At 69.2% G+C, this 13,059-nt stretch carries 13 protein-coding genes; 8 read left to right on the top strand and 5 right to left on the bottom strand.

The features are described 5' to 3' along the window. Positions 1-355 precede the first annotated feature (355 nt). Positions 356-673, bottom strand: coding sequence for an H-NS family nucleoid-associated regulatory protein (locus tag K6V06_RS12605; protein ID WP_222243873.1), 318 nt, complete (start codon positions 671-673; stop codon positions 356-358). A 377-nt stretch (positions 674-1,050) separates the two neighbouring features. Here K6V06_RS12605 and K6V06_RS12600 point away from each other — a divergent pair, with 377 nt between their 5' ends. The 6 genes from K6V06_RS12600 to K6V06_RS12575 all read left to right on the top strand — a co-directional run bounded on the left by K6V06_RS12600 (position 1,051) and on the right by K6V06_RS12575 (position 7,243). After that, positions 1,051-1,275: a hypothetical protein gene (locus K6V06_RS12600; RefSeq protein WP_222243870.1), complete on the top strand. Its 225-nt coding sequence runs from the start codon at positions 1,051-1,053 to the stop codon at positions 1,273-1,275. A 233-nt stretch (positions 1,276-1,508) separates the two neighbouring features. Next, positions 1,509-2,402, top strand: a complete 894-nt coding sequence (locus tag K6V06_RS12595) for a LysR substrate-binding domain-containing protein (protein WP_222243868.1) — start codon at positions 1,509-1,511, stop codon at positions 2,400-2,402. A gap of 93 nt (positions 2,403-2,495) precedes the next feature. Further along, entirely contained in the window at positions 2,496-3,599 is a 1,104-nt protein-coding gene (locus tag K6V06_RS12590) for a nitronate monooxygenase family protein (protein WP_222243867.1), read from the top strand. A gap of 154 nt (positions 3,600-3,753) precedes the next feature. Further along, entirely contained in the window at positions 3,754-5,913 is a 2,160-nt protein-coding gene (locus tag K6V06_RS12585) for a sodium:proton antiporter (RefSeq protein ID WP_222243866.1), read from the top strand. A gap of 104 nt (positions 5,914-6,017) precedes the next feature. After that, positions 6,018-6,881, top strand: a complete 864-nt coding sequence (locus tag K6V06_RS12580) for an NAD(P)-dependent oxidoreductase (RefSeq protein ID WP_222243865.1) — start codon at positions 6,018-6,020, stop codon at positions 6,879-6,881. 203 nt (positions 6,882-7,084) lie between these two features. Further along, entirely contained in the window at positions 7,085-7,243 is a 159-nt protein-coding gene (locus K6V06_RS12575; RefSeq protein WP_222243864.1) for a DUF3309 domain-containing protein, read from the top strand. Positions 7,244-7,297: 54 nt separating this feature from the next. On the opposite strand, the gene K6V06_RS12570 is transcribed toward K6V06_RS12575, so the two are convergent. Further along, positions 7,298-8,086 (bottom strand): glycosyltransferase family 2 protein, encoded by a 789-nt coding sequence (locus K6V06_RS12570; RefSeq protein ID WP_222243863.1) that lies wholly within the window; start codon positions 8,084-8,086, stop codon positions 7,298-7,300. Between the two features lie 279 nt (positions 8,087-8,365). Here K6V06_RS12570 and K6V06_RS12565 point away from each other — a divergent pair, with 279 nt between their 5' ends. Together K6V06_RS12565 and K6V06_RS12560 are read left to right on the top strand one after the other, a co-directional pair. Continuing rightward, positions 8,366-9,214, top strand: a complete 849-nt coding sequence (locus tag K6V06_RS12565; protein ID WP_370637459.1) for a polysaccharide deacetylase family protein — start codon at positions 8,366-8,368, stop codon at positions 9,212-9,214. Then, the gene (locus K6V06_RS12560) at positions 9,211-10,050 is read left to right on the top strand and encodes a bifunctional 2-polyprenyl-6-hydroxyphenol methylase/3-demethylubiquinol 3-O-methyltransferase UbiG (RefSeq protein ID WP_222243862.1); all 840 of its coding nucleotides are present in this window, start codon (positions 9,211-9,213) and stop codon (positions 10,048-10,050) included. The genes K6V06_RS12565 and K6V06_RS12560 overlap by 4 nt, the downstream gene beginning before the upstream one ends. A gap of 3 nt (positions 10,051-10,053) precedes the next feature. On the opposite strand, the gene fahA is transcribed toward K6V06_RS12560, so the two are convergent. From fahA to K6V06_RS20720, 3 genes are all read right to left on the bottom strand, one after another. Next, positions 10,054-11,331: a fumarylacetoacetase gene (fahA, locus tag K6V06_RS12555; protein WP_222243861.1), complete on the bottom strand. Its 1,278-nt coding sequence runs from the start codon at positions 11,329-11,331 to the stop codon at positions 10,054-10,056. Positions 11,332-11,357: 26 nt separating this feature from the next. Continuing rightward, a complete protein-coding gene (gene hmgA / locus K6V06_RS12550; protein WP_222243860.1) occupies positions 11,358-12,686 on the bottom strand; it encodes a homogentisate 1,2-dioxygenase in 1,329 nt (442 codons plus the stop codon). Between the two features lie 70 nt (positions 12,687-12,756). Next, positions 12,757-13,053: a DUF2783 domain-containing protein gene (locus K6V06_RS20720; RefSeq protein WP_370637464.1), complete on the bottom strand. Its 297-nt coding sequence runs from the start codon at positions 13,051-13,053 to the stop codon at positions 12,757-12,759. Between the last annotated feature and the right edge of the window lie 6 nt (positions 13,054-13,059).

Here is a 13,059-nt window from a genome sequence, read left to right as displayed (position 1 = left end):
CCGGGGCGTGTCTGTTCGCACCCTCCCGGCTTCCCCCACTGCTGCAAGCCGTCTTCTCGCGGCTGCACAGAAATCAGTTCACATGCGCTGGCGGGTCGTCCGACCGGACGATTACCGTTGGGAAGATGACCACGCTTCCCAGGCGCGGATGCGATTCTGCTAGTGAACGCAGAACCACATTGTAAACAAACGTTACGAGAAGAAGCAGCAAACGCACCGGCTCCAGGTGCGCCTGCTGCATAGGGCTGCACCGCCTGGACGGGCGCGGGGAAAGGGAGCGGCGGGAAGTTGTTGCGCCGGCGATACGGCCGCAGGCGCTGCCTGCACCGGCAAACCCGGATGCAGGAGAACGGATTCAGCCGACCCGATAGAAATCGGGACTCTGCCCGGCATTGACGGCGCGCTGCAGCCAGTCCGGCATGTCGCCCGTGCCATCCCAGGTCTGGCCCAGGGCGTTGCGGTACAGCGGTGTGGCGGCGGGCCGGGCCTGCGGGGCCGGCGCAGCGTGGGCGGCCTGCGACTCGGGCTGTGGCACATCGGCGGCCGTCGGATTCGGCACCGTCTCGTCGAAACAGCCCGCCGCTTCCAGATCGTCAAGCGACAGGCCATAGCGGTCCATTTGCGCGCGGATCCATTCGACCGCGGCTAGTCTGGCGTCATCAAACTCGGACATGGCGATTTCAGGCAGCGCCGCCGGCGCGCGCGGCCGGAGGCATCAAAGAGGACAACAGACAGGAAACAGATCGGGCGGCCTGGCAGCCGCCGGTCAACCGGATTCTACAGGGTGTGCGCTGCAGCGCCCCGATCCGTAGCGCCGGCACCGCAATATGCCGGTGGCGATAGAACCGTCCGGTAATCAGAATCGCAAGCGAAAACCGTGCTCCGCGGCGCGGCGGCGGTGGACAACTGGACCGGTCTGCTGCCGCAGGGCACCGCTTGCTGCATGACAGCATTGTCATGCTGACGTCATGCTGCCGTGCGTGGCCTCGCCCTAGACTGCCTCCAATGCAGCGGCAATCCTGCCGGCTGCCCCTCCTGGAGAACGCCAACATGCGCACCCTGAAGAACGCCCTGCTCACCGCTTCGCTGACCGCGTCGCTGGCCGCCATGGCCGGTCTGTCGCACGCCACGCCCGCGCCGGCAGACCCTTATACCGACGGCGCACGCGCGGACGCGCGCAGTCCGTATGCCGACGGCGCCAAGGCCGATGTGCGCGATCCGTTCAGCGATGGGGCCCGCGCTGATGTGCGCGACGCCCGCACCGACGGTGCCTGAGCGTCCATGACGCCCGATGACGGCGCGCGTGCCCCCTGACGCCGCGCCGTCACCGCAGCCCCCGATCGCCCGGACGGGCCACTTCCTCGGGCCCACCTTCCCCCTCCTTCCGGCTCCCTGACGCTGCCGCCGCTACCCTTTGCCGCGGCCATCGGCTATATTCCCGAACAAGAATGTTATAGCGACTCCCGATCTCGTTTCGAGATCGTGCGGGCGTCGGCTTCGGGAGTATCGTGGACCTGTCCAGCCTGGAAATCTTTCGCGCCGTGGCCGCGGAGCAGAGCGTGACCCGCGCGGCCAGGGCGTTGCAACGCGCGCAGTCGAATGTGACAACCCGGGTGCGCCAGCTCGAAGGCGACCTGGGCGTGGCGCTATTCGACCGCAACCCCCGGCGCATGACGCTGACCGAGGAAGGGCAACGCCTGCTGGGCTATGCGGAGCAGCTGCTCGCGCTCGCCGAGGAAGCGCGGCAGGCCGTGCGCGGTGACGTGCCGGCCGGGCTGCTGCGGGTCGGCTCGATGGAAAGCACCGCCGCGGTGCGGCTGCCGGCCCCCTTGCAACGCTATCACGCAGCCTGGCCGGCGGTCGCCGTGCAGCTGCGCACCGGAACCACCATGGCGCTGGTGGACGACGTGCTGGCCAGCCGCCTGGATTGCGCGCTGGTGGCCCACCCCGGCACCGCGCCCGCGCGCGAGGCCGACATGGACGAACTCGCGCCCGACCTGGAGGGCACCTTCCTGTTCAGCGAATCGCTGGTTCTTGCGCTTCCGGCCGGCCATGCCCGTCCCAGGCGGCCGGCGGACCTGCAGGTGCGCCAGCTCGCCGCCTTCGCCGTGGGCTGCACCTATCGTGCCTGCGCCGAAGCGTGGCTGCGGCAAGGCGATGCCGACGGCAAGCCGATGCGACCGCTGCCGGTGGTCGAGATGCCTTCCTACCATGCCATGCTGGCCAGCGTCTGCGCCGGCGACACCGCCGCCATCGTGCCGCGTTCCCTGCTGGAGCGGCACGCCGACGCGGCGAACCTGCAGACCGTCCCCGTGCGCAACGTGCATACCTATCTGGTGCGCCGCGCCGGCTACACCACGCCCGCGCTGGACGCCCTGCTGCGGGAACTTCGGCGTGCGTGACTTGCCTGCCCTCTTTTATCCATCCTGCTTCCCGGCAGCCGCGGCCATGGCGCCCTGGCGTGGCCTTCCCTCAACCGAACCCGGACCCGTACCATGCACCCTACCGACTCGTCCCTGCTGAACCGGCTCGGCATCGCCGCCCCCATCATCCAGGCACCCATGGCAGGCGTCAGCACGCCGGCGCTTGCCGCCGCCGTCAGCAATGCCGGCGGGCTCGGTTCGCTCGGCATTGGCGCCATGAACGCCGAGGCAGCGCGAGAAGCGATCCGCGCCACGCGGGCCCTGACCGCCGGCCCGTTCAACGTCAATCTCTTCTGCCATGAACCGGCACAGTCGGATAGCACGCGGGAAGGGGCATGGCTGCAATACCTGGCGTCCGTGTTCGCCGAATTCGGCGCCACCCCGCCGGCATCGCTGCGGGAAATCTATCAGTCGTTGCGCACCGATTCGGCGATGGTGCAGATGCTGGTGGAAGAGCGGCCGGCGGTGGTCAGCTTCCACTTCGGCCTTCCAGGGCAAGAGATCGTGCGCATGCTGCACGAGGCCGGCATCGTGCTGCTGGCCTGCGCGACTTCCCTGGCCGAGGCCCGGCAGATCGAGGCGGCGGGCATCGACGCCATCGTCGCGCAAGGGGTCGAGGCGGGCGGTCATCGCGGGGTGTTCGATCCGCGCGAGTTCGACGAGGGCCTGGGGACGCTGGCGCTGACCCGGCTGCTGGTGCGCGAAACCGGCCTGCCGGTCATTGCCGCTGGCGGCATCATGGACGGTGCCGGCATCGCCGCGGCGCTTGCCCTCGGCGCGCACGCCGCCCAGCTGGGTACTGCCTTCGTCCCCTGCCCGGAATCGGCCGCCGACGAGGCCTACCGCTCGGTGCTGCTGTCCCGGGCCGCGCCGCCCACTACCATGACCCGGGCGATCTCCGGGCGGCCGGCACGCGGCCTCAGCAACCGCTTCACCGCCCTTGGCCTGGCGGCCGAAGCCCCCGGCATCCCGGACTATCCGATCGCCTATGATGCCGGCAAGGCGCTGCACGCCGCCGCCAAGGCGCAAGGCAGCGCCGACTTCGCCGCGCAATGGGCAGGCCAGGCCGTCGCCCTGTCGCGTGCGATGCCGGCCGCCGAACTGGTACGGCAGCTGCTGCTGGAGCTGGATGAGGCGGTGGCCGGGCTGGCACAGGCACGGCCGCGGCCGCTCTGACCCCGGGCGGACCGCGTTCCCGGCAATCGTCCTTGAATCCGGCGGCCGCTTCGCGCTAAGGTCGAGCCTTCCGCCAGCCGTATTCGAGGACCGCCGTGGCCGCCCCGCTTGCCGTCGCCATCCCCTTGCTTCGCCTTGCAGCGAGGGCAGGACAGTGAATATCGTCGTCGACATCCTGATCCTGCTCGGCGGCCTGCTCGCCATCATTGCCGTGGTGCAGGTCGCCGCCCATCGCTCCGGCCTGCCGGAGTCCACCCTGCTGTCCGCCATCGGCATCGCCATCGGTGCGGGCTACGTGACGCTGGACGCCATGCTGCCCGGCTTCGCCCAGCATCTGCTGCATCCGCTGATCGACCCGGCCCTGCCGGCCGAGGCCTACCTGTGGATCTTCCTGCCGCCGCTGCTGTTCCATGCCGCGCTGACCGCCAACGTCCGCAGCATGCTGCCCGACGCCGCGCCGATCCTGCTGCTGGCCGTCGTCGCGGTGGTGGTGGCGACCGGCGTCATCGGCGCGGTAATGGCGGCGGCCAGCGGCGAGAACCTGATCATCTGCCTGTTGCTGGGCGCGGTCGTCGCCACCACCGACCCGGCCGCGGTGATCGCCATCTTCCGCGATGTCGGCGCCCCGGCGCGCCTGATCCGGCTGGTGGAAGGCGAGAGCCTGCTCAACGACGCGGCCGCCATCGCGCTGGTCGGCGTGCTGATCGCGATGTTCACCGGCGACGGCCCGGATGCGACGCTCGCCGGAGGCCTGCAGGAGCTGGCATGGGCCTTCGGCGGCGGCGTGCTGGCGGGCGCCGTTGCCGGCAGGCTGCTGGCCGACGTGCTGCCATGGCTGGCATCGATCGCCATGGCGGAGGCCGCGCTGACGCTGGCCCTGCCGTATCCCCTCTATCTGCTCAGCGAACACATCATGGGCGTCTCCGGCGTGGTGGCGGTCGTCTGCGCTGGACTGATGCTCAGCGCGCTCGGCCCAACGCGGGTCAGTCCGCCGAACTGGCGCCATCTGCTGCTGATCTGGGAGCAATTCGCGGGCATCGCCGGCGCGGTGGTCTTCCTGCTGGCAGCGGTGCGCGTGCCCTCGCTGCTGGAGGGCGTCACGCCGCACCACGGCCTGCTGCTGCTGGCCCTGGTGATCGCCGCGCTGGCCGCGCGCATCGCGACGCTGTTCGGCCTGGTGCCGCTGCTGACGTGGGCGCGGCTCAGCGCCCCCATCGATTCGGCCTACAAGCTGGCGATTGCCTGGGGCGGCCTGCGCGGCGCGGTGACGCTGGTGCTGGCGCTGGGCATCGCCGAGCATCGCTCGCTGCCGGAGGATGCCCGGCACTTCGTCGCCATCCTCGCCACCGGCTTCGTGCTGGTCAGCCTGCTGGTCAACGGCACCACGCTGCGCTGGGTGATCCGGCGGCTGAAACTGGACGTGCTGTCGCCGCAGGAACTGGCCCTGCAGCGGCAGGCCATCCGCCTGTCGACGGAAGAAGTCGAGCGGGCGCTGGAGGGGCTTGCGCGAGGGTTCGAGCTGCCCCCTTCGGCGGCACGGGAAGTCTCTCTGCAGTACCGGCGCGATATCGAGGCCGGTACCGCAGACTTCGACTTCGACAGCGCGCTGCCGGACCGCGCACGGCTGACTACCGCGCTGGTGACGCTGGCCACCCGCGAAAGCGAACTGATTCCCGAGTTCGGCAACGGCGTGGTGTCGGTGGCGAACCTTGACGCGATGATGCGCAACACCGGGCAGATGATCGACGCGGCACGCGAGCGCGGCCGCATCGGCTACAACCGGGCGGCACGCCACATCCTCGACTACCAGCCCAGCTACCGGGCGGCGCTCTTCCTGCATCGGCGCCTGGGCATCGACCGCCCGCTGGCGCGCGCGCTCGCCGACCGTTTCGAGCTGATGATCGTGCGCCAGACCGTGCTGCAGCGGCTGCGCGAATACAACCGCACCATGCTCACGCCGGTGTTCGGGCCCCGCATGGCGGCACTGCTCGATGGCGTGCTCGAGGACCGCTACCGCGCCGCGGGCGCGGCCCTGCAGGAGATGCGCGCCCAGTTCGGCAGTTACACCATCGCGCTGGAGAAGCGGCTGCTGATGCTGTTCGCGCTGGGCAAGGGCATGGGCGAGCTGCGCACCATGCGCGAGGAGAACATCATCTCGCGGGAAGCGTTCAACCAGATCGAGCGCGTCATGCGCGGGGCATGGCGGGCCAACCTGGTGCGGCCGCCATTGCGCGGCTCGCTGTCGAGCATGGCGGCCGCCGCCGCGCCGACCGCCATGCCGCAAGACCGGCCGGGCGAGCCGCCACCGGGCTAGCGCTGGCAGCAACGGCCGGGGCGTGCGGCTTATACTCGGGCACACCGGCCACTGCACGCCGGATCCTGCACCATTGTTCAACCAGAACCAACGGAGTCGTCTTCATGCGTGTCGCATTCATCGGCCTGGGCGTCATGGGCTTTCATATGGCGGGCCATCTGGCCAGCAAGGGCCACGATGTCACCGTTTACAACCGTACCGCCAGCAAGGCACAGGACTGGGTGGGTCGCTTCGGCGGACGCGCGGCCGCGACGCCGGCGCAGGCCGCGCGCGATGCCGAAATCGTCTGCTCCTGCGTCGGCAACGACGACGACCTGCGGCAGGTGCTGACCGGGCCGGACGGCGCCTTCCATGGCGCCGCGCCGGGCTGTGTCTTCATCGACCACACCACCGCGAGCGCCAACGTCGCCCGCGAGCTGTACCAGGAAGCGGCGCAGCGCGATTTCGAGTTCATCGACGCCCCGGTGTCCGGCGGCGAGGTGGGCGCGCAGAACGGCGTGCTGACGGTCATGTGCGGCGGGGATGAAGCCGTCTTCAGCCGTGTGCAACCCGTCATTGCCTCGTACGCACGCGCCGTGACCCGCATCGGCGGCCCCGGCGCCGGGCAGCTGGCCAAGATGGTCAACCAGATCGCCATCGCGGGACTGCTGGAGGGCCTGTCCGAGGCGGTCGCCTTCGGCATGCGCGCGGGGCTGGACATGCCGCTGGTGCTCGATGTCATCAGCAAGGGCGCGGCCGGTTCGTGGCAGCTGGAGAACCGCGGTCCGACCATGGTGCAGGACAAGTTCGATTTCGGTTTCGCGGTCGACTGGATGCGCAAGGATCTCGGCCTGTGCCTGGACGAAGCGCGGCGCAACGGCGCCAGCCTGCCGGTCACCGCGCTGGTGGATCAGTTCTACGGCGAACTGCAACGCCAGGGTGGCGGCAGGGGCGACACCTCGTCGCTGATCCGCCGGCTGCCGCGCTGACGCGCTGACGCGCTGAAGTGTTGAAGCGGCGCCGTCGTCCGATTCCTACATCGCTTTCAGCGCTGGTGCAGATGGTCTGCGCGCGCCTCGCGTCTATTGTGTAATCACCGCCGGCGGGCCCTGGCATGCTGGCCGTGAAGCGGCTTGCAAGCGGTCGAAAACCAACGAATAACGCGAGGCGAGCCTCGGCAAAGGAGCCCCTTATGACCCTAGGCACCATACTTCTGATCGTCCTGATCATCCTGCTGATCGGTGCGTTGCCATCGTGGCCGTACAGCACCGGCTGGGGATACTGGCCCAGCGGCGGACTCGGCCTGATCGTGCTGATCGTCATTGCGCTGGTGGTCATGGGACGAATCTAGCGCAGCGTTACCAGGCGGATCGAAAGGGGGTGGCATCGCCACCCCCTTCCCGTTTCAGGCAGCCGACTTGGTGTCGGTACTGACCCGCTCGCCCAGGCGCCGGTACGCCAGCATCGGCAGCCGCAGCAGGAAGCCGCCCAGCAGCCGCAGATGCATCGACGTCAGCAACACGTTGTCGCGGACATAGTGGAAATGGGACACCCCGCCCTCGTCGGCGCGGAAGTAGCGCACCGGCGTATCCAGGTTGATCGGCCGCACGCCACGCCAGCACAGCCGGATCGCTACCTCCGGATCGAAATCCATCCGGCGCATCCAGCGATGGCCTTCCATCACCGCGCAAAGCGGACGAATCGGATAGACGCGGAAGCCGTACAGCGAATCGCCGATCCCCGACCACAGCGTTTCCAGGTCGGCAAAGACGTTGCTCAGCCGGCGCCCGTACACGCGGGCGCGCGGCGCGCTCGCATCGAAGACCGGCCGCCCCAGGATCATCGCATCCGGATTGCGGCGCGACAGCTCGAACATGCGCGGGATCAGCGCGGCCGGATGCTGTCCATCGGAATCCATCGTCAGCGCATGCGTGAAGCCCTCGGCCGCCGCCTGCTGCAATCCGTGCAGCACCGCAGCGCCCTTGCCGCTGTTGCGCGGCAGCACCAGCACACGCAGTCCCGGATCGTTGCGTGCCTGCTCCTGCAGCCAATCGGTACTGCCATCCGTGCTGCCATCGACAACCACCCAGACGGGATTCCACAGCGCACGTGCTTCGCCAACCACCTCTCGCACCTTGGGTCCCGGGTTGTAGCTGGGGATGATCACCAGGTGCGTGCTGGAACGTTCTGTCATGCGGCCGGACTCCAAAGCGTTGGATTGGGGACACCGGCGTCCATGGCGGGGGCGCGGCTCGCCACTGCTACCCCGGACGCCGAAAGACATCGTTATGCTGGCAGACCCGCCTGATTGCAGAATAGTTCACCTGCGGCAAATTGATGCCGGTGCTTGCACCGATCCGATAGAAACGAAGCGCGCCGCGTGCTTCCAGCGAAATGCCAACAAGACCTTGACGCCGGCGCGATCCTCGCCATCATTGGTAGCTGAGGGGCCGATGCCCCAGGAGACCAGAGCATGACCCGCATGCCCGAACCTCTTCCCTCCGGACTGACCCCGACGCCGCCGACGCGGCCATGGCGGCCCTCTCCATGGCTGGGCGCTGCAGCGGCGGTCCATGTCGGCGCGCTTGGCGCCTGCGTCGCCTCGCCCGCGTTGCTGCCCTGGGCGCTGGGCTCCGTCGCCGCCACCGACGTGGTGCTGGCAGGGGCGGGCCTGTGGCCGCGCAGCACGCTGCTCGGCCCGAACCTGCGGCGCCTGCCGGCTTCGGCGGGCAACGTGATTGCGCTGACATTCGACGACGGACCGAATCCCGCCGTCACCCCGGCCGTACTGGATCTGCTCGACGCCTATGGCGCGCGCGCGACCTTCTTCTGTGTTGGCGAGACGGCGCGCCGGCATCCTGCCTTGCTGCGTCAGATCGTGGCGCGCGGTCATGCGATCGAAAACCACACCGAGCATCACTGGCTGCACTTCTCCACCTTCGGCCCGGCCCGGATCGCGCGCGAGATCGCCGATGCGCAGCGCGTGCTGACCGACCTGGCCGGACGGACGCCACGCTTTTTCCGCGCCCCGGCCGGGCTGCGCAATCCGCTGCTGGAGCCCGCGCTGTGCCGCCAGGGACTGCGGCTGGCCAGCTGGACGCGGCGCGGTTTCGATACCTGGCGCAATGCCGATCCCGACGGCGTCGCACGCCGCCTGCTGCGGGGACTGGCGGCACGCGACATCCTGCTGATGCACGACGGCAACCCCGGCAGCGATCGCGAAGGCAAGCCGATGATCCTGACCGTGCTGCCCCGGGTGCTGCAGGCCATCGAAGCGGCGGGGCTGCGGCACGTGACCCTGCAAGAAGCGGTGCCGGCATGAGGGAACTGCCGGAAGACGCCGCACGCTCCGAGGCAAATGGTGCCGCAGCCCGGGACGGCCCCGCCGTGCTGCAATCGTCCGATTCCGCGGTCGGCTGGCCGGTCCCCGATGGCGAGACGCTGTTGGCGCGGGCCTGCGCGCCCTACCAGGCGTCCGACACGCTGGCGCGGCATTTCAGCCAGTTCAAGCTGCGCATGGATCCGGTGTTTGCGATCGCGCTCGCCAAGGGCCTGCTGCCGCCGCGCCCGCGCATCCTCGACATCGGCTGCGGGCAGGGCCTGCTTGCCGCATGGCTTTTCGCCGCACAGCGTTGCCATCCGCAGGCCTGGCCGCAGGGATGGCCCCCGCCGCCCTCGCCCGTGTCCTATCTGGGCATCGAATGGACGCCGGCCGATGCCGCCCGCGCACAGCAGGCGCTGGACGGACTGACGCCCTGGCCAGTGGAGATCCGCCAGGCCGACGCCTGCGTCGTGCTACGGCAGATGGTCGAGCAGCGGCAGACCGGCAAGTGGGACCTGGTGGTGATCCTCGACATGCTGCATTACCTTGACTATCCCGCGCAGGAGGCGCTGCTGCGCGACGCACTGCGCTGCCTCGCACCCGGCGGCACCGTGCTGCTGCGCATTGGCGATGCGAGCGCCGGCTGGCGTGCCCGTTACAGCCGGACCGTGGACCGCATCGTCAATCTGGTCCGCGCCGGCCGCACCACGCCGCTGTACTGCCGGCCCGCGCAGCAGTGGCGACAGCTGCTGCGCGAAGTGGGCCTGACCATGCGCGAGGTGCCGCTGCCGCGCGATGCGCACGGCGCCAACGTGCTGATGGTCGGGACGCGCTGACCGCTACTCGATGGCGGCAGCGGGCAGGATGCGGCCGCTGACCTCGCCGAAGCCGATCCGGTAGCCCGCACCCTCGCACCAGCCGCGCATCACGACCTCGTCGCCGTCCTCCAGGAAGGCGCGCCGCATCCCGTCGCCGACGTCCAGCGGCGCCGCGCCGTTGCGCGTCAGCTCCAGCAGACTGCCATACGAGTCAGCCTCGGTGCCGCTGATGGTGCCCGACGCCATCAGGTCGCCCACCCGCACATTGCAACCCGATACGGTATGGTGCGCAAGCTGCTGCGCCATGGTCCAGTACATCGAGCGGAAACTGGTGCGGCTGATCCGCCTGGCCGCCTGCGCCCCCGACGGGCGCAGGCCGACCTCCAGCTGGATATCGTAGGCGTTCGGGCGCGACTGCCGCAGGTACGGCAGCGGCTGCGGCGATTGCTCGGGATTGTCGCGGCGGAACGGCTCCAGCGCGTCCATCGTCACCACCCAGGGCGAGATCGACGTGGCGAAGGACTTCGAGTTGAACGGGCCCAGCGGTACGTACTCCCACTGCTGGATGTCGCGCGCGCTCCAGTCGTTGAGCACCACCATGCCGAACAGGTAATCATCGGCCGCGTCGATCGGCACCGGCTCGCCCAGCGTCGATTCCTTGCCGACGATGAAGCCCATTTCCAGCTCGTAGTCGAGCTTGCGGCAGGCACCGTAGAGCGGGCGCGGCTGGTCGGGCAGCTTGATCTGGCCATTGGGCCGGCGCACCGGCGTACCGCTGACCACCACGGAGCTGGCGCGGCCGTTGTAGCCGATCGGAATCTCCAGCCAGTTGGGCAGCAGCGCGTTGTCAGGGTCGCGGAACATGCGGCCGACGTTGGTCGCATGTTCGCGCGACGAGTAGAAGTCGGTATAGCCGCCGATCTGCACCGGCAGATGCAACGTGGCAGCGCTCATCGGCACCAGGGCGCGCTCGCGCAGCGCGGCATCGTCGCGCAGCCTGCCATCCTCGCCCGAGAGCAGCGCCGTCAGCCGGCGGCGCGTCTGCTGCCATACCGGCCGGCCCCGCCCGATGAAGGCGTTCAGCGAAGCGGAAGCAAAGGTACCGGCCGCCTCGGCCGGCAGCAGGCCGGCCTGGTCCAGCACCGACAGGTCGACGATCCGGTCGCCGATCGCCACGCCCACCCGGGGGCCCTGCCCCGCCGCGGTACTGAAGATGCCGTAGGGCAGGTTCTGCAGCGGAAAATCGCAATCGGCCCGATTGGCCGACTCGATCCAGCTTTGGGCGGGAGCGGATTGCATGGAACTGTCTTGCATGGGGGCGGACCTTAACGCTGGTTGGGATTGAAATGCTTGCGCAGCCCCTGCCAGCAGTGCTGGTAGTCGGCCTGCAAGGCGGGCGATTCGACCGCGTACCGGGTGGGATGAATCACGGTCGGGGTTTCGAACATGAAGGCCATGGTGTCCGCGATGCGATGCGGCTGGCTGGTGTCGGCCGCCGACGCGCGCTCGAACGTCCCCGCATCCGGCCCGTGACCGCTCATGCAGTTATGCAGGCTGGCACCGCCGGGGGCGAAGCCTTCGGCCTTGGCGTCGTAGACGCCTTCGATCAGCCCCATGAACTCGCTGGCGATATTGCGGTGGAACCAGGGCGGACGGAACGAGTGCTCCATTGCCAGCCAGCGCGGGCCGAAGATCACGAAGTCGATGTTGTCGACGCCCTCCGTATCCGACGGGCTGTGCAGCACCAGGAAGATCGATGGGTCGGGATGGTCGAAGCTGATGGAGCCGATCGTGTTGAAGCGGCGCAGGTCGTACTTGTAGGGCGCATAGTTGCCATGCCAGGCCACCACATCCAGCGGCGAATGGTCGATGTGGGCTCGCCACAATCCGCCCTGGAACTTGGCCACCAGCTCGAAGTCGCCCTCCTCGTCCTCGTACCATGCCACCGGCGTCTGGAAGTCGCGGGGGTTGGCCAGCCCATTGGAGCCGATCACGCCCAGGTCGGGCAGCTTGAGCAGCGCGCCGTAGTTCTCGCAGATGTAGCCCCGCGCGGTGCCGTCGGGCAGCGCGACACGGAAGCGCACGCCGCGCGGCATCACCACGATCTCCTGCGGCTCCACTTCCAGCCGGCCAAATTCCGTGTCGATGTGCAGCCGTCCCTGTTGCGGCACGATCAGCATTTCACCGTCGGCGTTGTAGAAGAAGCGGCGCTCCATCGACCGGTTGGCCAGGTACAGATGGATGCCGCAGCCCGTCATTGCCGCCGGGCCGCCGTTGCCGGCCATCGTCACGATGCCGTCGATGAAGTCGGTCGGCGCATCGGGAATCGGCATCGGGCTCCAGCGCATCTGGTTGGGCGAGGCCGGCACCTCGTCGAAGCGGCTGACGAAGCGGTGCCCGGTAATCGGCTCGAACTTGCCGTGCATCGACGCCGGGCGGATCCGATAGAGCCAGGAGCGGCGGTTGTGGGCGCGAGGCGCCGTGAACGCGGTGCCGGACAGCTGCTCCGCATAGAGGCCATACGGTGCGCGTTGCGGCGAGTTCTGTCCCACCGGCAGCGCGCCGGGCAGCGCCTCGGTCGCGAATTCATTGGCAAAGCCCGATTGGTAGCGCAGGGTCTGCGCGACGGACTGGAGGGGTAGGCTGGCATTCATCGTGATGGTCCTGGCAAGGGAGCAAGAATCGAAAGGGGTAGCCGGGGTAGGCGGGGCAGCAGCGGCACGGTCACGCGGGCAACGGTACGGCGTGCGGTAGCGCGCTGCCGGTTGCCGCCTCGACCGGTGGGTCCGCTGCCGGCACGCAGGCGCGCGCGGCGGCGATCGCTTGCCTGACCACCTCGTCGTTGCCGATATGGTTGGCAAGCAGCAGGATCAGTTGCGCGTTCGCAGCGTGGCTCTGCCGCTCGGTCAGGTCGCGGTGCATGTCGATCAGCGCCTCGTACACGTCGTCGGGGCGGGGAAGGTTGGGCGCCGTGACCAGGCTGGGCGGGACCGCCGGGGCGGGCGCGGCCGCTGCGGCCACGGACGT

This window comes from Cupriavidus sp. AU9028 (assembly GCF_019795295.1).
Classification (GTDB): Bacteria; Pseudomonadota; Gammaproteobacteria; order Burkholderiales; family Burkholderiaceae; genus Cupriavidus.
This window is presented reverse-complemented; position numbering and strand designations above follow the sequence as displayed.

Excerpts from the sequence above, each read along its gene's own strand:
- K6V06_RS12605 (WP_222243873.1), bottom strand. The coding sequence starts at position 673 with ATGTCCGAGTTTGATGACGCCAGACTAGCCGCGGTCGAATGGATCCGC.
- K6V06_RS12600 (WP_222243870.1), top strand. The coding sequence starts at position 1,051 with ATGCGCACCCTGAAGAACGCCCTGCTCACCGCTTCGCTGACCGCGTCG.
- K6V06_RS12590 (WP_222243867.1), top strand. The coding sequence starts at position 2,496 with ATGCACCCTACCGACTCGTCCCTGCTGAACCGGCTCGGCATCGCCGCC.
- K6V06_RS12580 (WP_222243865.1), top strand. The coding sequence starts at position 6,018 with ATGCGTGTCGCATTCATCGGCCTGGGCGTCATGGGCTTTCATATGGCG.
- K6V06_RS12575 (WP_222243864.1), top strand. The coding sequence starts at position 7,085 with ATGACCCTAGGCACCATACTTCTGATCGTCCTGATCATCCTGCTGATC.
- K6V06_RS12570 (WP_222243863.1), bottom strand. The coding sequence starts at position 8,086 with ATGACAGAACGTTCCAGCACGCACCTGGTGATCATCCCCAGCTACAAC.
- K6V06_RS12565 (WP_370637459.1), top strand. The coding sequence starts at position 8,366 with ATGACCCGCATGCCCGAACCTCTTCCCTCCGGACTGACCCCGACGCCG.
- K6V06_RS12560 (WP_222243862.1), top strand. The coding sequence starts at position 9,211 with ATGAGGGAACTGCCGGAAGACGCCGCACGCTCCGAGGCAAATGGTGCC.
- fahA (WP_222243861.1), bottom strand. The coding sequence starts at position 11,331 with ATGCAATCCGCTCCCGCCCAAAGCTGGATCGAGTCGGCCAATCGGGCC.
- hmgA (WP_222243860.1), bottom strand. The coding sequence starts at position 12,686 with ATGAATGCCAGCCTACCCCTCCAGTCCGTCGCGCAGACCCTGCGCTAC.